This window comes from Gilliamella sp. Bif1-4 (assembly GCF_001690535.1).
Lineage (GTDB): Bacteria > Pseudomonadota > Gammaproteobacteria > Enterobacterales > Orbaceae > Gilliamella > Gilliamella bombi.
In genome coordinates this window covers 14,736-37,304 of record NZ_LZHC01000037.1, presented here as the reverse complement: position 1 = coordinate 37,304, position 22,569 = coordinate 14,736, and the positions used below count along the sequence as shown (strand labels likewise).

At 34.8% G+C, this 22,569-nt stretch carries 19 protein-coding genes and 2 pseudogenes; 10 read left to right on the top strand and 11 right to left on the bottom strand.

Annotation, left to right across the window (positions count from 1 at the left end; translation table 11 throughout):
• Positions 1-439 precede the first annotated feature (439 nt).
• From A9G25_RS06485 to A9G25_RS06470, 4 genes and pseudogenes are all read left to right on the top strand, one after another.
• Positions 440-997, top strand: coding sequence for a TorD/DmsD family molecular chaperone (locus A9G25_RS06485; RefSeq protein WP_176701085.1), 558 nt, complete (start codon positions 440-442; stop codon positions 995-997).
• A gap of 141 nt (positions 998-1,138) precedes the next feature.
• Positions 1,139-1,966, top strand: coding sequence for a 4-hydroxybenzoate octaprenyltransferase (gene ubiA / locus A9G25_RS06480; RefSeq protein WP_065626253.1), 828 nt, complete (start codon positions 1,139-1,141; stop codon positions 1,964-1,966).
• A 466-nt stretch (positions 1,967-2,432) separates the two neighbouring features.
• Positions 2,433-2,945, top strand: a complete 513-nt coding sequence (locus A9G25_RS06475; RefSeq protein ID WP_081297176.1) for an IS30 family transposase — start codon at positions 2,433-2,435, stop codon at positions 2,943-2,945.
• A gap of 45 nt (positions 2,946-2,990) precedes the next feature.
• Positions 2,991-3,680, top strand: a pseudogene (locus A9G25_RS06470) (aspartate/glutamate racemase family protein).
• Positions 3,681-3,684: 4 nt separating this feature from the next.
• Here A9G25_RS06470 and A9G25_RS06465 read toward each other — a convergent pair.
• The 6 genes and pseudogenes from A9G25_RS06465 to ftsY all read right to left on the bottom strand — a co-directional run.
• A complete protein-coding gene (locus A9G25_RS06465; RefSeq protein WP_034910784.1) occupies positions 3,685-3,894 on the bottom strand; it encodes a helix-turn-helix domain-containing protein in 210 nt (69 codons plus the stop codon).
• A gap of 12 nt (positions 3,895-3,906) precedes the next feature.
• A complete protein-coding gene (locus tag A9G25_RS06460) occupies positions 3,907-4,104 on the bottom strand; it encodes a hypothetical protein (protein ID WP_141675030.1) in 198 nt (65 codons plus the stop codon).
• Between the two features lie 173 nt (positions 4,105-4,277).
• Positions 4,278-5,138: an RNA polymerase sigma factor RpoH gene (gene rpoH / locus A9G25_RS06455; protein WP_034911804.1), complete on the bottom strand. Its 861-nt coding sequence runs from the start codon at positions 5,136-5,138 to the stop codon at positions 4,278-4,280.
• A 195-nt stretch (positions 5,139-5,333) separates the two neighbouring features.
• Entirely contained in the window at positions 5,334-6,302 is a 969-nt protein-coding gene (gene ftsX, locus A9G25_RS06450) for a permease-like cell division protein FtsX (RefSeq protein ID WP_065626251.1), read from the bottom strand.
• Positions 6,302-6,961, bottom strand: a complete 660-nt coding sequence (ftsE, locus tag A9G25_RS06445) for a cell division ATP-binding protein FtsE (RefSeq protein ID WP_065626250.1) — start codon at positions 6,959-6,961, stop codon at positions 6,302-6,304. Before ftsE ends, ftsX begins: the two co-directional genes overlap by 1 nt.
• An 8-nt stretch (positions 6,962-6,969) precedes the next feature.
• Positions 6,970-7,893, bottom strand: a pseudogene (gene ftsY, locus A9G25_RS06440) (signal recognition particle-docking protein FtsY); the annotation flags it as partial.
• A gap of 576 nt (positions 7,894-8,469) precedes the next feature.
• Between ftsY and A9G25_RS06435 the strand changes: the two are divergent.
• Together A9G25_RS06435 and A9G25_RS06430 are read left to right on the top strand one after the other, a co-directional pair.
• The gene (locus tag A9G25_RS06435; RefSeq protein WP_065626268.1) at positions 8,470-9,651 is read left to right on the top strand and encodes an efflux RND transporter periplasmic adaptor subunit; all 1,182 of its coding nucleotides are present in this window, start codon (positions 8,470-8,472) and stop codon (positions 9,649-9,651) included.
• A complete protein-coding gene (locus A9G25_RS06430; protein WP_255307093.1) occupies positions 9,623-11,620 on the top strand; it encodes a MacB family efflux pump subunit in 1,998 nt (665 codons plus the stop codon). Before A9G25_RS06435 ends, A9G25_RS06430 begins: the two co-directional genes overlap by 29 nt.
• Positions 11,621-11,725: 105 nt before the next feature.
• Here A9G25_RS06430 and A9G25_RS06425 read toward each other — a convergent pair whose 3' ends face one another.
• Positions 11,726-12,439 carry a DsbA family protein gene (locus tag A9G25_RS06425; protein WP_065626249.1) on the bottom strand — a complete coding sequence of 238 codons (714 nt, stop codon included), beginning with the start codon at positions 12,437-12,439 and terminating at the stop codon, positions 11,726-11,728.
• Between the two features lie 14 nt (positions 12,440-12,453).
• On the bottom strand, positions 12,454-12,723 hold the full coding sequence (locus A9G25_RS06420) for a YihD family protein (RefSeq protein ID WP_065626248.1): 270 nt from the start codon (positions 12,721-12,723) through the stop codon (positions 12,454-12,456).
• A gap of 144 nt (positions 12,724-12,867) precedes the next feature.
• Between A9G25_RS06420 and mobA the strand changes: the two genes are divergently transcribed.
• Positions 12,868-13,455: a molybdenum cofactor guanylyltransferase MobA gene (gene mobA / locus A9G25_RS06415; RefSeq protein ID WP_065626247.1), complete on the top strand. Its 588-nt coding sequence runs from the start codon at positions 12,868-12,870 to the stop codon at positions 13,453-13,455.
• A 591-nt stretch (positions 13,456-14,046) separates the two neighbouring features.
• Here the strand turns inward: mobA and A9G25_RS06410 are convergent.
• Both A9G25_RS06410 and A9G25_RS06405 read right to left on the bottom strand, forming a co-directional pair.
• Positions 14,047-15,495 (bottom strand): hypothetical protein, encoded by a 1,449-nt coding sequence (locus A9G25_RS06410; RefSeq protein WP_141675029.1) that lies wholly within the window; start codon positions 15,493-15,495, stop codon positions 14,047-14,049.
• Positions 15,496-16,427: 932 nt separating this feature from the next.
• Positions 16,428-17,945, bottom strand: coding sequence for a hypothetical protein (locus tag A9G25_RS06405; protein WP_141675028.1), 1,518 nt, complete (start codon positions 17,943-17,945; stop codon positions 16,428-16,430).
• Between the two features lie 572 nt (positions 17,946-18,517).
• Here A9G25_RS06405 and mobB point away from each other — a divergent pair.
• Positions 18,518-19,015 carry a molybdopterin-guanine dinucleotide biosynthesis protein B gene (mobB, locus tag A9G25_RS06395; RefSeq protein ID WP_442903087.1) on the top strand — a complete coding sequence of 166 codons (498 nt, stop codon included), beginning with the start codon at positions 18,518-18,520 and terminating at the stop codon, positions 19,013-19,015.
• A gap of 50 nt (positions 19,016-19,065) precedes the next feature.
• Positions 19,066-19,758, top strand: a complete 693-nt coding sequence (gene mtgA, locus A9G25_RS06390; RefSeq protein ID WP_065626242.1) for a monofunctional biosynthetic peptidoglycan transglycosylase — start codon at positions 19,066-19,068, stop codon at positions 19,756-19,758.
• A 9-nt stretch (positions 19,759-19,767) separates the two neighbouring features.
• On the opposite strand, the gene cobB is transcribed toward mtgA, so the two are convergent.
• Complete coding sequence (cobB, locus tag A9G25_RS06385; RefSeq protein ID WP_034913504.1) at positions 19,768-20,451, bottom strand: Sir2 family NAD+-dependent deacetylase; 684 nt, start codon at positions 20,449-20,451, stop codon at positions 19,768-19,770.
• A 510-nt stretch (positions 20,452-20,961) separates the two neighbouring features.
• Between cobB and murJ the strand changes: the two genes are divergently transcribed.
• The gene (murJ, locus tag A9G25_RS06380) at positions 20,962-22,500 is read left to right on the top strand and encodes a murein biosynthesis integral membrane protein MurJ (RefSeq protein ID WP_065626241.1); all 1,539 of its coding nucleotides are present in this window, start codon (positions 20,962-20,964) and stop codon (positions 22,498-22,500) included.
• Positions 22,501-22,569 lie beyond the last annotated feature (69 nt).

Here is a 22,569-nt window from a genome sequence, read left to right as displayed (position 1 = left end):
AAAAAGTTTCAGGTAACACTACGTTTTAGTATAAAAATTTATAAGGCATTTACCTAAAATCGCTTTATGTGGTTTAACCGCTCTGTCTTACGAGTTAAAGGAATGAAAAGCTTCAATTGAGCTTTCTTTAAAACGTTATAAATTGTTAGACAACTTACCATAAAGCGTTTAACCAAATTAGTGGTAGTTATTTTTTCTTAATGACATAAGCGCCATATCTCTTACCTATTGAGAAGAAATTAATTTTTTATGTATATTCATTACAGCCATTTTTCAAATCACTACAAATAATACAATTAATTGGTACAATATGGTTGCATTAACCATTGTTTGATTTGGCTAAAAACATAAAGTAGGGTTATCATTAATACAAAAGATCAACAGCTCTTGTCTCTTTATTGTTCTTAGGCACAAAAACCGAACCTTCAAGGATATTTATTTGGATAACATAACCAGAATCACATTAGCAAAACTACTTGGTACTTTTTTTTATTATCCACCAAATAATAAAGTTACTACACCATTAATACAGGCATTATTGCATATTGATGATTTAGTCAAATGGTTAAATCCTTGTATTATTTCTGAACAGTGCAATATATTAGCAAATTACATCGATGACTCAGAGCTTAATTATCAATTTTCGTTACTATTTGAAGGTCAAGGAACAATGCCTGTACCCCCATGGGGATCATTTTACCTTGATAAAGAACATTTATTACTAGGCCAATCACAAGAATGCTACCACCAATTTCTGCGGCAACATGGTTTGACACTCAATACAGGAATGAACGAACCCGAAGATCAATTTGGATTAATGCTAATGGCATATGCCATGTTGCTTGAAAATAATAACTATACAGCAGCAAAACAGTTAATCAATGAACATTTATTGCTCTGGTCTTCAACCTATTTAAAAAGGCTAAAGCAAAATGGGATAAGTCCATTTTATCGGGCGTTAGCTATAATTGCTGATCAATATTTGCAGATGCTTTAATTGTATTTTTTGAAAAAAATTTTTTTCAGGTGAATGATTATTTTACTTAATGCTGGATTATAACTTGTCATACTGTAACTTTGCAGCTTTTATCTTAATCGGTATAATCCATGCTATGCTTTTTCAAGGTAAATAATATTAATGCTAGCCTATTTACAACTAATGCGATTAGATAGACCTATTGGCTCATTACTTTTACTCTGGCCGACCCTTTGGGCAATTTGGCTTGCGGGACACCCTTCTATTTACATAACAATTATTTTTATACTTGGCGTATTTGTAATGCGCTCGGCAGGTTGTGTAGTGAATGATTATGCTGATCGTCATTTAGATGCACATGTTGAACGGACTAAAAATCGCCCACTGGCTCGTGGAGTATTGACTGAAAAGAACGCATTATGGACATTATTTGTATTATTATTTATTGCTCTTTGCTTATTGCTAACTTTAAATAAACTGTCATGGTTGATAGGCTGTTTTGCATTATTAACTGCGCTGATTTATCCTTTTATGAAGCGTTATACCCATTTACCTCAGATCATCTTAGGTATCGCATTTAGTTGGAGCATTCCGATGGTGTATGCAGCAACTATTGAGCAGTTTCCATTAACCTGTTGGTTGCTTTTCTTTGTTAATATTTGTTGGACAATTGCCTATGACACCGAATATGCGATGGTTGATCGCAACGATGATGTAAAAATTGGTATAAAATCCACTGCCATCTTATTTGGACGTTATGATAAATTAATCATTGGATTATTACAGATAGCTTCTGTTATTGGTTTATTATTGATTAGTTTAATCAACCAACTATCGTTGATAGTTTATATTGCTTTATTACTAGTTACAGCATTATTTATTTACCAACAATGGTTAATAAAAGATCGAGAAAGAAACAAATGTTTTAGCGCATTTATGAATAATAATTATGTTGGTTTGATTGTTTTTTTAGGTCTCTTTTCTGTTTAAAAATTAAATCACTACTATATTTACAGATTGATCCATTTAATATATTGTCAATATTTATAATTATAATGCTGAGCGTAGGAAACGTTATATAATATCTTGCTAGAAATGGAAAAGAATATTTTGCGAATATAAACCCAATATTTGCATATCAAAAAAATACTAGAATAGGGATATTGCTCCGTCTAATAAAATTAGAATTAATGTTAATAAGCCATAAATCGACAATATTGATTCAATCGAAAATATATCTTAATCATATCTGTGTTTATTTTATATTCTTTTCTTTTATAAAAAGTGAACACCGCATAGCATCAAATAAAAATACTAAATAGTCAAAATATAAAAGATAATTTTTTTCTTATTCCTGGATTAAAACATGAAGTGCAATTTTAAACTCGGTGGAGTGAAGAAAGTATAAAGGTGATTAATACTAGCTACTTCGCACCATTACAGTTTGGAGATTGCTATGCATTATAATCACCTTTCTAGAAAGCCGGAAAACACAATGACATTGGCAGGGAGATACCTTATTAACCGTAAAGATAAGCAAGCATTAGTGACGTCAGTTGAACACAAAACCGGGCTAGTATTAATTGGACGCCTTAATCAACGCACTGCCTCCGAAACGAGAGATATGATAATAAAATTGCTAACACCTTTTAAAAAAATGGTTAACAGCATCACCTTTGATAATGGAACCGAATTTAATTATCATCATGCTATTGAGCATTATTTAAATACTACCGTATACTTTGCGGAGCCTTATAAAAGCTGGCAAAGAGGCACAAATGAAAACACCAATGGCTTAATACATCAGTTTATACCTAAGTCAGCGGCTATTTCATTAGTTGACGACGAACAGATAAAGAAAATACAATATCTATTGAACTCTCGCCCAAGAAAACGGCATAAGTTTAAAAGCCCTGCTGCTTTTTATTCTAAAGAGTTAAGACGAATTGCACTTCATTGTGTAATCTAGGCGAGTTAACAAAAAATAAATAAATTTTATATAGGTATATGAAAAATGAAAACAATTGGTTTAATCGGGGGGATGAGTTGGGAAAGCACCACAACTTATTATCAAGTTATTAATCAAACTATTGCTAAATCATTAGGTGGGTTGCATTCAGCTAAAACGGTTTTATATAGCGTTGATTTTCAAGAAATTGAAAGTTGTCAGGCCAATAATGAGTGGCATAAAAGTGCAGAAATTTTAATTGATGCTGCTAAAAGAGTGGAACTTGCTGGTGCAGATTTTATTGTTATTTGTACTAATACCATGCATAAAGTCGCAGATCAGATCCAAAAGGCAATTAATATTCCAATCATTCATATTGCCGATGTGACGGCTAAACATTTACTAGCACAAAATATTAAATCGGTCGCTTTGTTAGGGACTAAATATACAATGTAGCAGGACTTTTATAAATCTAAACTGATCGATAAAAATTTAAATGTGCTTATTCCTGAATCTCAAGACAGAAATATCATTAATCAGATCATTTATGATGAACTTTGCAAAGGTATTATTAAGCCTGATTCTAAGCAAACCTATCTTAATATTGTTGATAAACTCGTTAAAAATGGCGCAGAAGGTGTTATTTTAGGCTGTACGGAAATTGGGTTATTAATCTCTCAATCCGATCGTAATATACCTTTTTTTGATACAGCCTTAATTCACGCGCAAGAGGCAGCATTACTTGCAATAAGTTAATAAGTTATTCTTCGTTGGTATATTCTAGTATATCACCTGGTTGGCAATCTAGATGTTTGCAGATTGCTTCGAGTGTTGCTAGTCTAAATCCTTTTACTTTACCTTGCTTAAGTAATGATAAATTTTGTTCTGTAATACCAACTGCTACCGCTAGATCTTTTGATTTAACTTTACGTTTAGCAAGCATTACGTCTAAATTTATTATAATTGGCACATATGACTCCTTTTAAATAACTTGTTTATTTTCTTCAGCTAGTTGGCAGGCCTTTTTTAGTATTTGACCAATGAGCATAATACTAATCGCAAGAAATAACGTTATAATTTCATCACTAGAAAAAGAAATAGAAAAGTAACGTGCTGATTCCTCTTGATTATAAGTTAAGATCGTTGTTAATAACGGTTCAGATAAAAAACTTATAACCACCCAACAAACAAACAATTTGCCAAAGATGTAACAATGGTTGACTGATTTTACTGAGAAATATTCGAAACGATGGTTTTTCTTATTTCATAAGTTTAAGTTATAAAAAAACCTTACTTTTTTAAAAAGTAAGGTTTAGGAAGTTAACACTAATTAAAAAATTATAAATGAAAAAATTATGCTTCAATAGCAACTCTTAACTTTTTCATTGCATTTTTTTCAAGCTGTCGGATACGCTCTGCTGAAACACTATATTTATCGGCTAAGACCTGTAAAGTTGATTTGCTTTCATCAGAATCTAACCAACGTGCTTTAATAATATCTTGGCTACGTTCATCTAATTTTAATAATGCATCATGTAGCCTATCTGTCGCATCATTTTCCCAATTATCATTTTCAATTGATTTTGAGAAATCAGAATTGCTATCTTCTAAGTAAAGTGCTGGTGCAATAATTGAATTATCATCGTCATCACTATCTATATCAAATGACATATCTTGTGCCGACATACGTGATTCCATTTCAAGTACATCTTTACGACTTACACCTAATTCATCTGCTACCATATCCACTTCTGCATTACTGAACCAACCTAAACGTTGTTTAGTTTTTCTTAGATTAAAAAATAGCTTTCTTTGCGCCTTTGTTGTTGCAACTTTAACAATACGCCAATTTTTTAATACATATTCATGGATCTCAGCTTTTATCCAATGCACAGCAAATGAGACCAAACGAACACCCATTTCAGGATTGAAACGGCGTACTGCTTTCATCAAGCCAATATTACCTTCTTGAATTAAGTCAGCTTGTGGTAAACCATAACCCGAATAACCACGGGCAATATGCGCTACAAATCGTAAATGAGATAAAATTAACTGGCGAGCAGCATCTACATCATCGTGATAATAGAGTTTTTCACCTAATGATTTTTCTTCTTCTGCAGTTAACATTGGATAGGTGTTAATCATGCGAAGGTATGATTCTATATTTCCTTGTGGGATTAAAGCACCTACTTGCATTTTTAAATCAGTACTCATTTAATTCCCCCTTAAATAATAAATTTCGTTACATTAAATATGCAACAATAAAAACGTTAAACTAGCGTTTATTACAATGTTAGACCAATGAATTATAAATTAGTTCACTATTTTAACTAAAATACTTAAAATATTTTACTTAATATTAGCCTTTTATTAAATTGATATATATCTTGGCAATTTATAGCAAAATAGCTAGACAATTTGTGCTATTTTTAAGTATTTCTTAGTCGCAATCAACGATGAAAGCCACCCAATACTAGCTGTTATAAGGACAATCAATAAACTCTCATCCCATAATAGCCCTTCAATATGAATTATTGTTCCAAATGTATCAGAAACATTCAACATAATTAACTCTATTTGATAAATAAATATTTCCGATAACACTAACGCTATAATAGCGCTAATAAAACTAATAAACATTCCACTATAAAGAAAAGGACGCAAAATAAATCCTTCTGTTGCCCCAATTAATTGCATAACCATAATCGTCTGTTTTCTAGAGAATATATTTAAACGGATGCTATTACCAATCACAAGAGATACAGCTATAATCATAAATATAGAAATAATCCATACGATAGATTTAACCATATCAGTTAGTGCTGTTAAACGAGTAAACCAACTATCATCTAATTTTATATCATCAATACCATCAATGGTAAGCAATTCCTTTTGTAATCGATGTAACACAACTGTCTTTTTTGCCTCATCTTTAGGAATAACAATTGCTACTGCAGGTAATGGATTTTCATCTAGCAAATCGAGTGCATCACTAAACCCAGACCACGTTTCGAATTCTTCTTTTGTTTCATCTTTGGAAAGATATTCAACCTGATCAACTTCATCATAAAATTTAATTTTAGCAATCAATTCAGTTGTTTGTTCTGATGTTAATTCTTTATTGATATAAACAGTCAAACTGGGAGTTGGATTCCATTGCTGTGCAGTTTGACTAGCGTTTTTCCAAAGTAAATAGCTGATAGTTGGTATAGTAATTGAAATAGCAATAACAAAAATGGTCAGTAATGAAGCAATAATATGCTGAGAAAAGTCATTAAACGTGTTACGCCAAGCATAACCGATTTGTCTTATCCAGCGAGAGAAAAAGCTATTTTCGTTCTTCTTCGATTTACTAGGTTTGATATTAGTTAAGCTCATTAATTTTTAATCTCTAAACGTCCCTGATTTAAATGCAATATTCGATGGTGCTTGCGTCGTATCAGTCCCATATTATGCGTTGCCATCAAAATCGTTACACCAGTTTGATTAAATTCTTCAAAAAGCTTTAAAATATCTTTTGATAGTTTATCATCTAAATTACCTGTGGGTTCATCAGCAAGCAAAATACTCGGACGATTAACAATAGCACGAGCGATACCTACCCGCTGCTGTTCACCACCAGATAACTGTATTGGATAAAATTCCATCTTATTAAGTAATCCAACTTTATCCAGTGAAGCGGAAACTCTTCTTTTAATTTCTTCAGCTGGTTTACCTAAAATAATTAATGGAATAGCTACATTATCATAAACAGTGTGATCCATCAGTAATTGGTGATCTTGAAAAATCATACCAATTGTGCGACGTAAAAATGGCATCTCTTGGCGTCTTAAACTTGAAACATCAACGCCATTTAACAACACTTTGCCATCATTTGCTCTTTCTAACCCACAAATTAATCGCATTAGCGTACTTTTACCAGCCCCTGAGTGTCCAGTTAAAAAAGCCATTTCACCAGGTAATAAAGTGAAGCTAATATTTTGTAGTGCTGGTTTACCGCCAGAATACACTTTACTTACGCGCTGAAATTGAATCATGACACTCTCTAACCATCTGTTTCATCAAACAAAGCATTGATAAAATCATCAGCAACAAAAGGCCTTAAATCTTCAATTTTCTCGCCTACACCAATATAACGAATGGGAATATTAAACTGATCGGCAATACTAAAGATAATTCCCCCTTTTGCAGTACCATCTAATTTAGTTAATGTCATCCCAGTGACACCAACAGCCTCATTAAATAGTTTGGTTTGGCTAACCGCATTTTGACCAGTACCAGCATCAATAGTCAACATAATTTCATGGGGTGCTGTTTCATCGTGTTTTTTAATTACGCGTACTATTTTTTTTAACTCATCCATTAAATGAGATTTATTTTGTAAGCGCCCTGCAGTATCGGCTATTAATATATCTATTTTTTTTGCTTTTGCTGCTTGTATTGCATCATAAATGACAGAAGCAGAATCTGCATTAGTATGCTGAGCAATAACAGGGATATTATTCCGTTCTCCCCAGACTTGTAACTGCTCAACAGCCGCTGCTCGAAAGGTATCACCCGCCGCAAGCATAACTGATTTGCCTTGTTGTTGAAATTGACGAGCCAATTTGCCAATTGTTGTTGTTTTTCCGACACCATTAACGCCAACCATCAATATTACAAATGGTTTATGGCTTTCTATATCAAGGGGCTTATCGACTCCATCTAAAATAGATTTCATTTCCTGTTTTAAAAGATCATGTAATGCATCAGCATCTTTTAGCTCTTTTCTTGATGCTTGTTTAGTTAAGGAATCAATAATTTTTTGGGTTGTGTCAAAACCTACATCAGCAATAAGTAACTGCTCTTCTAATTCTTCAAATAAAGCATCATCGATCCTTTTCCCTTTAAATAAACTAAGAAAACCAGAACCAATATTTTGTTTAGTCTTAAAAAGACCTTTTTTTAAACGAGAGAAAAATCCTTCTTTTTTTTGTTCAACCATAAATAATTTATCCCATAACATTTTCTAAGATCATTTTATCTTATTTTAGAATAAAGCCCAATGTATTCAATAAAAGAGACCATTCTTATCCTTTTATCAGATTTTTTGTCTAATTATAAAATGTAGAAAAACACCAGATTGTTTACACTTCAAGTTAAAATAATCCTATAAAAACTCATAAAGTATTTTCCTCGCAATTATTTTATGCGGTTTAGCCATATTATAATAGTTAATAAATCACGTAAAAATTTGTTTTTTATTTTTGGGTTGCTAAATGTTTATTGACGATGCCACATCTCCATTTAAGTACGTATCACTCTTTTTACTTTTCCATTTATTTGTGGATAGGTAGGTTTAGTCAATTTTACTTTTTTTATTCATTACAATAATTTCTCAAACTACTATAAACAACACGAGTAATTTCTATGAATTAGTTTAAGATTTAAAATTTCATAATTATTACAATTTATTAATAATAATTATCAATATCATTTTTGTTATTACGGTAAAATGTTAAAATTATAATAAGAAAATAAAGGGTGAAAAACATTGTTAAAATTAATGAAAATTAAATATCTAGTTATAGCCAGCATCTTCTTTGCAATTATTTATATTGTATGTTTAATTATATCTCATTCAGAACCTACAGCTAATTATATTACATCACAGGTTACCAAAGGTAATATTGAAAAAACCGTACTAGCCGATGGAACAATTAGTGCTTTTAAGCAAGTTAGTGTTGGTGCGCAGGTTTCTGGGCAAATTAAAAAACTCTATGTTGAGTTGGGCGATGAAGTTAAACAAGGCGATATGATTGCTGAGATTGACGATCTTAAACAAAGCAATGATTTAAAACAATCTGAAGCGTCACTTAATAGTTTAGAGGCACAGCGTGAGGCCAAAAAAGCCAGATTGATTAATTATCAATTAACTTATGACCGTCAACGAAAACTAGTCAATAAAGGGGCTGGTGCTCAATCCGACCTAGATGCAGCAAAAGCCGAACTCGATGTAATCAAAGCTGATATTGCAGCACTTGATGCTGATATCGTTAAAGCACAAATTGCAGTCGATACCGCCAAAGTTAATTTGGGATATACTAAAATTCGCTCCCCTATTGATGGAGTGATTGTTGCAATTCCAGTCAATGAAGGACAAACGGTTAACTCTGTTCAAAGTGCACCAACCATTGTTAAAGTAGCGCAACTTGATAAAATGACCATTGAAGCGCAAATTTCTGAAGCTGATGTGATCAATGTAAAAAAAGGAATGCCTGTTTACTTTACCATTTTAGGCCAACCGAATAGACGTTTTGATGGTTTAACACTAAGGGCTATAGAGCCTGCACCAGACTCAATTAACACTGAAACAACCTCGTCAAACTCATCATCAACAACAAAAAGCGCAATTTATTATAATGGATTATTTGATGTAGATAATCCCGACCATGTATTAAGAATTTCAATGACAGCGCAAGTTTATATTGTCTTGTCTGAAGCAAAAGATGTACTAACCATTCCATCTCAAGCAATTCAAAAAAAATTGGGTAATAATAAAGCCATTATTTACCTGTTAGATAAACATAATGAGATCGAAGAACACGAAGTTACTTTGGGTATCGATAATAATGTCAATGTTGAGATAAAATCGGGGATTAAAGAGGGTGATATGGTTGTGGTCAGTAGTACTAATGGCGCTTCACTAGGTGGTAATAATGCAAGAACCCCAAGGATTCGATTCTAATATGGTCAATAATATACCTCTTATTAAGCTTGAGAATATTGTTCGTGAATTTCCAGCAGGCGATACAACTATACAGGTTCTTAAAAGCATAAATCTAACAATTAATGCTGGTGAAATGGTAGCGATTATTGGCGCATCAGGATCGGGTAAATCCACTTTGATGAATATTTTAGGCTGTTTAGATAAACCGACCTCAGGCACTTATTCTATTGGAGGACGCACAACAAGTGAATTGTCACCTGATGAGTTAGCTCAATTACGCCGTGAGCATTTTGGTTTTATCTTTCAACGTTACCATTTATTAAATGCACTAACCGCACAAGGCAATGTAGAAATCCCTGCTATTTATGCTGGTGTTACCAATGAACAACGTCAAAAAAGAGCGAGCAAAATTTTAACACGTTTAGGACTTGCCGAAAAAATCCACAATAAACCTAACCAGTTATCTGGAGGGCAACAACAGCGAGTTAGTATTGCCAGAGCTTTAATTAACGGTGGACAAATCATTTTAGCTGATGAACCAACGGGAGCACTCGACCGTAAAAGCGGTTTAGAAGTAATGGCTATATTACAAGAATTACATCAACAAGGTCACACAGTTATTATTGTTACCCACGATTCAAATATTGCCCAAAGTGCCCAAAGGATTGTTGAAATTAGTGACGGTAATGTTATTTCTGATTCTATTAACCCTAATTATCAATCTAAACAAAATGATAATCGGCAAGTTAAGCAAATCGAAGCAACCAGAACCCAAGATAATCTACTGGCAAAATATTACCGTTTTCGAGATGCTTTTAAAATGGCCATGCTATCAATGCTTTCGCAGCGATTACGGACATTTTTAACCATGTTAGGCATAATTATTGGCATTGCCTCGGTAGTCTCTGTTGTTGCATTAGGACAAGGTACAAAGCAGAAAATTTTATCTAACATTAACTCGTTAGGGACTAGCACGTTAGAAATCTATGCAGGATCAGGCTTTGGTGATCGTAATGCGGATAAAATTACTACATTACGCTCATCAGACGCAGATTTTTTGGCGCAACAAAACTTTGTCCACAGTACGACTCCTAACCTTGCAACCAGTGTTTATTTCCGAATTAATAATTTAGCAGTAACTGGAACAGTAAATGGTGTAGGGGAGCAATTTTTTGCGGTTCGTGGTTACACTATTTCTCAAGGAAAATCTTTTGATGAAGCAAGTATTATTGCCTCAGCACAAGATGCAGTGATTGATGACAATACTGTTAAACGGTTATTTGCAAATCAAAACCCAATTGGAAAAATTTTAATGGTTGGACAGTTACCAGTAAGAATAATTGGTGTTGCAACTAAACAACAGCAAGGATTTGGTAGCAATGAAAGCCTGAATGTTTGGTTACCTTATACTACCGTGATTAACCGCATGGTAGGTCAAACTTCGTTAAAAAGCATTACAGTACGTGTTAAAGATAATGTTAATTTATCTGTTGCCGAACAAGCCATTAATCGAATTATGTTACAACGACATGGTACAAAAGATTTTTTCATCTTTAATTCCGATAATATACGAGAAACAATCAACTCATCCGCTTGGGTAATGACGTTATTGGTTTCGGCTATTGCGCTGATTTCACTCGTTGTTGGCGGTATTGGTGTGATGAATATCATGTTAGTATCAGTCACAGAAAGAACTCGAGAAATTGGCGTACGAATGGCTGTTGGTGCTCGGTCAAGCGACATATTACAGCAATTTTTAATTGAAGCTGTATTAGTATGTTTAATTGGCGGAACAATAGGTATTGTACTCTCGTTTGCCATTGGATTTATTTTTAATTCTGTTGTTACATCATTTGCAATGAATTTCTCAGCAATAGCTATTATAGCGGCATTTAGTTTCTCAAGTATAATTGGTATTATTTTTGGTTATTTCCCTGCTAGACGGGCTGCTAAACTCGATCCAATTTATGCTTTAGAACGAGAATAGCAATTTTACTATAATAAAAAATCCCATTGTACAAAATGATACAATGGGACTTAAAACGTCAAACATAAGTGATTAACTTATGTTGTTTCTAAACTTGTTAACCATTTATTTTTTATCAGAATGCGCTTTTTCTTCTATTTTTGCATTAGGATCTAACCCTGCTACAAATGCAGTAACTCTTGCATAATCATTAATAAATGCATCATCACTAGTTACATTAAGTTGATTTGCTATGATAAAAAACTTACGATTAACAATAACCGTAGGGATTGAATCTGGTTTCATCTCTTTAATCGCATCTGCTTGTTGTGCCATAAATGATTTAACCAAAAAGCTATCTTTTGTTTTATCATACACTTCATTACTAACACCTAATTTTTCAAAAACAGCTTTAATGTCATCTGCTGTTTTTATCGTTTTATCTTTTTGAACCGCATTATAAAGTGCATCTGAAGCTTTATCTTCTATACCTAGAACATTAGCCACAGCCCATGCTTGCGCAAGATCTTTAGCTAATGGTCCAAAATCTTCTAAATGGTAGCGTTTGAATTTAACACCTTCTGGTAAAGCCTTGCTAATAGTTTGAGGACCTTGATTTTGAATTTCAAATCTAAAACAGCTTGGGCAATTGAACGAAAAGAACTCAATAACTTCTTTATCTGGCGATGGATTAGTTGGTAGCGCGGCATATTGTTTACCTAATTCAATCGGCTCAAATGCATTCGCTGAGGTGTCGGCCTTAGTAATAGTTGGGCTTTCATTTGCAAAACAGTTTACAGAAAAAAGCAAAATACTAATTGCGATAAGTGTTTTTTTCATTTTAATGATTCTCCTTATTCTTTTATAATCCCACGAGCTTTTAACAATGCGGTTTTAAAATCTTCTTCATAATCTTTTTTTAGACCCGGAATAACATCATTCTTATCCGAACCTCGCATTTTTAAATGATAAATTAAAACTTCATCACTCAAATCTTCTAACTTACCTTCAAAACCAGCCTCTTGACCTAATTTAGCTAAAAACTCTAATAAATTAAGATCAGAATCGCCTTCCCATGCGGGTTGCAATAATTCCATTACTTCATCAATACGATGACATTTCATAATTGTTACCTTTAGTAAATCTTCAAACCTTTCGAAGATAATGATAATTAAGCAATCATTAAAAATGATACGCTACGACTTGCAATAACATTACTATATAGTAATGTTATTTTGTTTTTTCGCAACGTAAAAGAGAAATAATTTATGGAAAAACCCTCAATTACTGCAATCATTCTAGCTGGAGGTAAAAGTACCCGTATGAATGGCAACGACAAAGGACTATTATTATTACATCAAAAACCACTTTATCAACATGTCATTGATTGCATCAAACCTCACGTTGATACAATCATGATTAATTGCAATCGTCACACAGAACAATACCAAAAAGCAGGTTATCCTATATTTAGTGATGACCTAGCAGGATTTTGTGGACCATTATCGGGGATTTACAGCGGTTTATTACGCAGCAAAACCGATTGGAACTTATTTGTCAGTTGTGACACGCCTTTTTTGCCAGCTGATTTAATTGACCGTTTAGCTGTTTATACGGCAAATAACAGCGCTATTTATCCACATGATGGACAATACTACCATCCAACCATTCTACTTATTCATAAAACAGTTACTCAACAACTAAAAATCTATTTAGAGCAAGGCGAACGCAAGCTGATGCTGTTTTTAGAACAAATCAGTGCTAAATCGGTTGATTTTAGCGATAAAGCAGTTTGTTTTAGCAATATCAATACGGTAGAGGTGCTTAATTCATTTAATCAGAAAGAAGATAAATAATCATTTATTTTCATAAAAAATAGGGTGTTAGCTTTAGGACATATTGGCTTTTGCGGAATGATTAATATTGCTAATAACATCTAAAAGACAAACACACCCAACAGCCCTGTTTGACGTGCTAGCTTTACTTCGTTATTGGCACATTTTGACGCTCTAATAAGGCAAGCATATTAGCATTGTGGTGCTATAAGTGTGTTTTTTGCTCTAAAATCGCTCAGGTAGACCATTGATTTTATTGGAGTTTTTATTTGCATTTCTAAATGAAATCAAATATTTATAGGCTAGTTATTTTTTTATTACGTCGAATTTGGCTTTTTAATAAAAGCGCTTTTGTTATTTGATAATAGTTATTTAATAATAACTTGTTAATAACAGCCAGTTAATAACAGTCAGTTAATAACAAAAGCGCAAGCTTTTAAGTCGTATCGGTCGGGGTGCTATTTTGATTTTCTGCCATTAAAGCGCAAGGCTCGCAGGCTTTGCCTGCTCAGCGCCCCAACTTACGCGGGGGCTTTATTCTTTGTTATATTATCCTCTCAAGCACCGTAACCCCCTTCCGCGCCCTAAGGATTAAGAACTAAACGCTAAAAGCTAAGGTGCGGTGCAAACGACATAGCGGGAGTAGCTGGCACTGTTGCTGTAGACGTAGCCGTAGTTCGAGCTGACAGAGAACTGGTGGCTACCTGTAGCGTCGCTCGTCCAGTAGGAGACGTTGACGAAGCCCGCAACAGCGTAGTAGTACATGCCGCCCCACTCCGTGAAAAAGCCAGCACCTATGTGACGCATGTAATTATTATCTGATGAGCTAGGTGTGGCGCCTACTGCGCCTTGACACATACTTCCTGAACCCCAACCAGAACAAACTGCATTGGTTAAATCTCTTACCCGTGGCATTCGATAACCCAAACTATTACACCATGCTAAATGGTCACTATAAGCTTTAAATTGACCACCCCGATTGACGAACCACTGCCTTAATACAAATCCATAACGAACCTCATTACCACTTCTATCCCTACCAACCAACTCAAATGTCTGCGGCAAAGATGGCACGGTAATTTGACTAGGACTAGGATTGTCCCACTGGCTTCTTGCCTCTGGACCATGCAACGTTACCCGTGTTACATTCTTGGATTTATCCGTAATCCATTCATCAGCTTGTATCGTATCTCCCCTAGGGTCTGTGAATGTCCCTGTACGCGGACTTGTCCAACTCACTGTTGCATTTAGACTACCACTCGTGTTAATTGTCCAACGCAACTGACTTGCGTCTACCCCAGCAATAAGCAAATCAAAATACAAGCCATCTGAACCTGTTGTTGGGAAATTTCGGTCGTAAAATGATGGGTTTGTTGACTGAACTAAAAAACCCTTAGCTGGATTCCATATGTTAGCAGGACCGGCATAACGTGGGTCGTCCCAACCCAAGCCAGTTGTTCCACCAAACACCAAATTTGGCCTGACCGAACAAATAACCGGCGCTGATGGCGGAGTGATATAATACTCCGCTGTTCCTCCACTAAACGTACTACTATTCGGCATGCCATAACGAGTCTCTAAAGCACCCCCTGAACTATCTAAGGTTACCTTATAAGGTGCTTTACATATATCTAATGCATCACTACGATTAACGGTATTGCCATCTTTATCCTTTATTACTAACGATATACTTCCTGATGCGGTGACTCCATCTGCTCCCTGTCCATCCCCATCATCATCGCCCCATTTACCTTGTGTTACTAAGTCATTTATATTTATTGAGTCGCTTGATGACGGAACTATCATTTCAATATCAGCCAAAGTATCCCCTACATTAGGTAACTCGATTAGCGCTGTCGATGATGAAGGATTATTTTGCGGTGTAAATGTTCGACCATCCGATAACTTAATACTTAATAAGTCGTCTGTGGTAGTCAATTTGGTAGTACCGCCATCAATAGTTAAATAAGGCGCAGTACCATGAATGCGCTCAGAAGTCGTGGCCGATAAAGCCTGCGATTCTAAAGAGTACGGCAATAACAACAACGGCGTTAATGCCAATGGAATTTTTGAAAATAGTTTTGTGGATAATTTCGAAAATAATTCGAGAGATAATTTCGAAAATATAAATAAGTTTCGAGTAAAAACTTGTCGAATAGGATTATTTGATAAATTTAAGACATAAGTTTGCCAGTGCTTGTGCCTTGTGCCTTGTGCCTAAAATGGTACTGCATTTCGTTTCACCTGTCAAGTAATATTTTGTTTTATTTGAATTTTTTATAATTATTTGCTTGTTTGATAAGCTCATTTTTCTGAAGCGATGAAAGTATAGCCGTTTAAGGGGTGATTGACTAGTTTTTTTGGCGGACTTTTTTGTAAAGAAATGTAAAGATGAAAACGGTTCAGCTTTAGAGATAGGTGAATTTTATAATTAAAATAGGGTGTTAGCTTTAGGACTTTTTGATTTTTGTGGAATAATTAATATTGCTGATAACATCTAAAACACAAACACGCCCAACAGCCCAGTTTGGCGTGCTAGCTTTATTTCGTTATCGGTATATTTTGATGCTGTGATAAGGCAAGCATATTAGCATTGTGGTGCTATAAGTGTGTTTTTTACTTTAAAATCGTTCAGGTAGACTATTGATTTTATTGAAGTTTTTATTTGCGTTTCTAAATAAAATCAAACACTTATAGGCTAGTTATTTTTTTATTACATTGAATTTGGCTTTTTAATAAAAGCGCTTTTGTTATTTGATAATAGTTATTAATAACAGCTTGTTAATAACAGTCAGTTAATAACAAAAGCGCAAGCTTTTAAGTCGTATCGGTCGGGGTGCTATTTTGATTTTCTGCCATTAAAGCGCAAGGCTCGCAAGCTTTGCCTGCTCAGCGCCCCAACTTACGCGGGGGCTTTATTCTTTGTTATATTATCCCCTCAGGCACCGTAACCCCCTTCCGCGCCCTAAGGATTAAGAACTAAACGCTAAAAGCTAAGGTGCGGTGCAAAGGCCATAGCGCCAGTCTCTGACACTGGCACTGTCGCTTCTGACGTAGCCGTCGTACGCGTCGACAAGGAACTGGCTGCTACCTGTTGCGTCGCTCGTCCAGTGGGCGTACTGGGAGAAGCCCGCATCGTAGTGGTACATGTAGCCCCACTCCGAGAAAAAACCTGCCCCTATGTGACGCATGTAATGATTACCTGATGAGCTAGGTGTTGCACTTAAATTATTATAGTTTGAATTGGTTAAATCTCTTACCCGTGGCATTCGATAACCCAAACTATTACACCATGCTAAATCGTCACTATAAATGTTCCATTCGCTCCCCCGATTGACGAACCACTGCCTCAACACAAAGCCATACCTAACCTCATTACCACTTCTATCCCTTCCAACTAACTCAAAGGTCTGCGGTAAAGATGGACGTGTTAGTGGGTCAGGATTACTTGAGCCTATTTGAGTAATACTTGCCCTTGGACCATGCAACGTTACCCGTGTTACATTCTTGGATGTATCTTTAATCCATGTATCACCTTGGTTTGGCAACCTCCAACTCACTGTTGCATTTAGACTACCACTCGTGTTAACTGTCCAACTCAACTGACTTGCATCTATTCCACCTATATCCAAATCAAAATACAATCCATCTGCTCCTGTAGTAGGAAAATTTTGGTCGTAAGATGATGGGGTTGTTGATTGAGTTAGAAAGCCCTTTGCTGGATTCCACATGCTAGATGGGCCTGCATAGTCGTCTGTACCTTTAATTAGATCCGGCCTGACTGCACAAATAACGGGCTGTGATGGCGGAGTGATATAATACTCCGCTGTTCCTCCACTAAAAGTACTACTATTCGGCATACCATAACGAGTCTCTAAAGTTCCCTCTGAACTATCTAAGGTTACCTTATAAGGTGCCTTACATAGACTTAATGTATCACTACGATTAACGGTATTGCCATCTTTATCTTTTATTACTAACGATATACTTCCTGATGCAGTAACTTCACCTGCTCGCTGTCCATCCCCATCATCATCGCCCCATTTACCTTGTGTTACTAAGTCATTTATATTTATTGAGTCGCTTGATGACGGAACTATCATTTCAATATCAGCAAAAGTACCCCATGCATTAGGTAACTCGATTGGCGCGGTTGGTGATGAAGGATTATTTTGCGGTGTGAATGTTCGGCCGTCTGATAACTTAATACCTAATAATTCCCTTATTTCAGTCACTTTAGTAACACCGCCATCAAAGGTTAAATAAGGCGCAGTACCATGAATGCGCTCAGAAGTCGTGGCCGATAGTGCCTGCGATTCTAAAGAGTACGGCAATAACAACAACGGCGCTAATGCCAATGGGATTTTTGAAAATAGTTTTGTGGATAATTTCGAAAATAATTCGAGAAATAATTTCGAAAATATAAATAAGCTTCGAGTAAAAACTTGTCGAATAGGATTATTTGATAAATTTAAGACATAAGTTTGCTTGTGCCTAAAAGGGTACTGCATTTCGTTTTACCTGTCAATTAATATTTTGTTTTATTTGAATTTTTATATTTATTCGCTTATTTAATAAGCTCATTTTTCTAAAGCGATGAAAGTATAGCCGTTTAAGGAATGACTGACTAGTTTTTTTGCGAACTTTTTTGTAAAGAAATGTAAAGATGAAAACAGTTCAGCTTTATAGATAGGTGAATTTTTTAATTAAAATAGGGTGTTAGCTTTAGGACATATTGGCTTTTGCGGAATGATTAATATTGCTAATAACATCTAAAACACAAACACGCCCAACAGCCCAGTTTGGCGTGCTAGCTTTATTTCGTTATCGGTATATTTTGATGCTGTGATAAGGCAGGCTGATTAACATTGTGGTGCTATAAGCGTGTTTTTGCTCTAAAATTGTTCAGGTAGGATATTGATTTTATTAAAGTTTTTATTTTCAATCAAATCAAACGGTTATAGTTGACTGTGGTGTTGTTTGAGTTGTAATTTTAGTGGCTTTTGCAGTGGTTTTATCTCTTTCGAGGTAGAAAATAGTGTATATTAGGTTTAAATTGAGTATAACCATTTTGAACCAAGAAATAATGAATATAAAAAAAACGCTCGCTATTTGTGGTTACAGTGGTAGTGGTAAAACTACCTTGTTGGCGAAGGTTATTCCGCTACTTGTTGAGCAAGGCTTTAAGGTGGCGACTTTAAAGCATACGCATCACGATGTTGAATTGGATATTCCAGGAAAAGATAGCTATAAATTGCATAAAACTGGATCATTACAAACAATTTTGGCTTGTGATAACCGTTACGCTTTAATTTGTGAAACACCCAATAAACCTGCCGATTTGCAGACTTTAATTAATCAATTTTCTGATGTTGATATTATTTTAGTTGAGGGCTTTAAAGATGAGCAAATTCCTAAAATTATTTGTCACCGAAGCTCCGTTAAAAAACCGTTTTTTATTGATGATTTTACCTTGGCTATTGCTAGTGATGAGCCGTTAGCTGTTTTTTTACCCATTTTGGATATAAATAACCCACTTCAACTTGTTGAATTTATAAAAAGTTATTTATTTAATCAATAATATATCGTATCTTATTTGCTAATTTTTTACGTTATTTTATCTAAATCAGCATGAAGCCCTTATTCAGAAAATTTTTAAACATAACTAAAAAAGCGATAATTGGATTTATATTATTATCTATCTTTTCGACCTTAGTAATGCGTTGGGTGAATCCACCTTTCGGTTCTATGTTAATGATAGAACGTAAGATAATGCATTGGAATACACCACAACAACGAATCTGGAAAGACTTGGACGAAATTTCAGACAATATAAAAATTGCGGTAATCGCTTCAGAAGATCAAAATTTTTCTGTGCACTGGGGATTTGATTTCAATGCTATCCGCCTAGCGCTAGATCATAATCAAAATAGCAAAAAGATTAAAGGCGCTAGCACTATTACTCAACAAGTCGCTAAAAATATCTTTTTATGGCCAACTCGTAGTTGGATTCGCAAAGGAATGGAGTCTTGGTTTACATTATGGATAGAACTTTTTTGGTCAAAAGAGCGTATTCTTGAGGTCTATTTAAACTGTGCAGAATGGGGAGAAGGTATTTTTGGCATTGAAGCGGCTTCTCAATATTATTTTAATGTAAGTGCCGATCAATTAACTTCACAGCAAGCAAGTTTACTTGCGGCAGTATTACCTAATCCTAGGCGCTGGAGCCCAATTAAACCAAGTGAACGAGTAAAAAAGAGAACCAAATGGATTCATGCCCAAATGAGTAATTTAGGCAATGATTATCTTAAACAACTAAAGTAGCAATTTGTTTTAAATAAATTTTTTGATAAATTCAGGAACAATTTTACTTGCTGGTCCGTAAATTTTGGTTTGAAACAGACTTTCACCTAAGCTGGGCTCTAAATTAAGTTCAACCGTTTTAGCACTTGTTTGGTTAGCGATTTGTACAAAACCAGCAGCAGGATAGACATTACCTGATGTGCCAATGGATATAAAATAATCAGCTTGTGAAAGTGCATCATAAATTTGTTCCATTTGTAGCGGAATTTCACCAAACCAGACTATATGTGGGCGAATGAATTTGTTTTGTTGATAATTCACATCGTTAAAGCAATCAATTATCTGTCCTGTTTTTTCATTACGCACTTTTAATAATTCACCATGCATGTGAATAATATTTTTAGATCCAGCTTGTTCATGTAAGTTATCCACATTTTGTGTCACAATTAAGAGGTTATCACTACCTAATTTCTGTTCTAATTCAGCCAGCGCAAAGTGGGCAGCATTAGGCTTAACATCTGGATTTTGTAATTTACGACGTAACATATTATAAAAATCATGTACCGCTGTTGGATTGCGTATATAGCCTTCGTAAGTTGCTACATCATTAACATCATAACCTTCCCATAATCCATTTTGAGCTCGAAAGGTTGATAAACCCGATTCGGCCGAAATACCAGCACCGGTTAGAATAACTATTTTAGGTATCTTCATAATTGGTATATGCTCTTTTTTCAGATTTTCGCCAAAATAAATATTAAGCAGTATTTACCTTATATAACTTAATTTCATTTTTGTGTGACGATATTCAACCATTGGCGGAATGTCGATTAACTTGATTATAATAGATTTCAATATATTCAAATAGCGCTTTATTTGCTTATTTTCGTTTGTGTCAATTGATTGCTATACAGGCTTTGTTTATGACGTGATTGGCTTACCAAAAGATGTTTATACGACATTATTTGTAATGTCTTGTATTAGCTTATCGAATTGAAGAACTCAATTTTGATGATTGTTAGTTATTCGCCCTGCCTATAAAGATATCGTTGAATTCGTGCTGTTTACACCTTATGAAGATCGTTAAACTAAACATTCGCCAGTATTTGCTGGCGGCATGTATAAAATTAAGTTTATTAAAAAAGCATGGTTATTTAAAGTAATAGTTTGTAGACTATGCTTCATTATCAGTTTTAGGCTGTATACTTTGTATATAATTTGAATATGAATCTTTTAAAATCTTTAGCTACTGTCAGCTCAATGACAATGGTGTCTCGTGTATTAGGTTTTGTGCGTGATGCCATTATTGCACGTTTTTTCGGTGCAGGTATGACCACCGATGCATTTTTTGTTGCTTTTAAACTTCCTAATTTACTCCGCCGTATTTTTGCAGAAGGGGCATTTTCACAAGCTTTTGTACCAATTTTAGCTGAATATAAAAATCAACAAGGGACTGAGGCAACTCGCACATTTATTGCTTATATTGCAGGATTATTAACTTTAGTCTTGGCTTTAGTCACGCTAATTGGAGTTATCACAGCGCCTTTTATCATTATGCTAACTGCGCCTGGATTTATGCAAGAATCAGCTGAAAAATTTGAACTTGCAACTACCATGCTACGCATAACCTTTCCTTATATCTTTTTTATATCGTTGGCATCACTTGTTGGAGCCATCCTTAATACATGGAATCGGTTTTCTGTCCCTGCTTTTGTTCCAACACTACTCAATGTGAGTATGATTGTATTTACCCTATTTTTAACACCTTACTTTAATCCTCCAGTATTGGCACTTGCTGTATCTGTTGGTGTTGGTGGGATTTTACAATTGCTTTACCAGCTACCTTATTTAAAGAAAATTGGCATGCTAGTATTACCGCGTATTAGCTTAAAAGATAGTGGTGTTTGGCGGGTTTTAAAACAAATGGGACCAGCAATTTTAGGGGTGTCTGTAGGGCAAATATCTTTAATTATTAATACTATTTTTGCTTCTTTTCTAGTTTCAGGTTCGGTTTCGTGGATGTATTATGCTGATCGCTTAATGGAGTTTCCTGCTGGGGTGCTTGGTGTAGCATTAGGCACCATTTTATTGCCATCATTAGCAAAAAGCTTTTCTAAAGGTGATCATAAACAATATTGTGAATTGTTAGATTGGGGATTACGCCTTTGTTTTTTATTGGCTCTACCGAGTACGATTGCATTAGGGGTTATTTCTCGCCCACTTATATCAACGCTATTTGAATATGGACAATTTACCTTAAATGATACTTTAATGACCCAGCGAGCTTTAGTTGCTTATTCTATAGGTCTACTTGGGTTGATTTTGATTAAAGTGCTAGCTCCAGCCTTTTATTCACGTCAGGATATTAAAACACCAGTTAAAATTGCAATTATTACATTAATTTTAACACAGCTAATGAATCTTGCTTTTATTGGTCCATTACAACATGCAGGTCTTTCATTATCAATTGGCTTAGCCGCTTGCTTTAATGCTGGATTATTATATTGGCAGTTGCGTAAAAAACAGCTTTATCACCCCCTACCCGGTTGGCGTTGCTTTTTAAGTAAAATCGTCATTGCGGTAATTTTAATGTCTGCGGTATTGTGGTTCGGTTCACAGCTATTACCTGACTGGTCAACTGGTTCAATGTTGATCCGTATCGGGCGATTATTTTTATTAGTTATTGTGGGCATTTTAGTCTATTTTGCATCATTGATTGCCATGGGATTTAAGATAAAACACTTTATTAAACGAATTGATTAATAATAAACATTGGATAAATATAAATTGACTTTTTGTCAAAAAGTTTCAGGTTACTATGTGTTTTAGTAA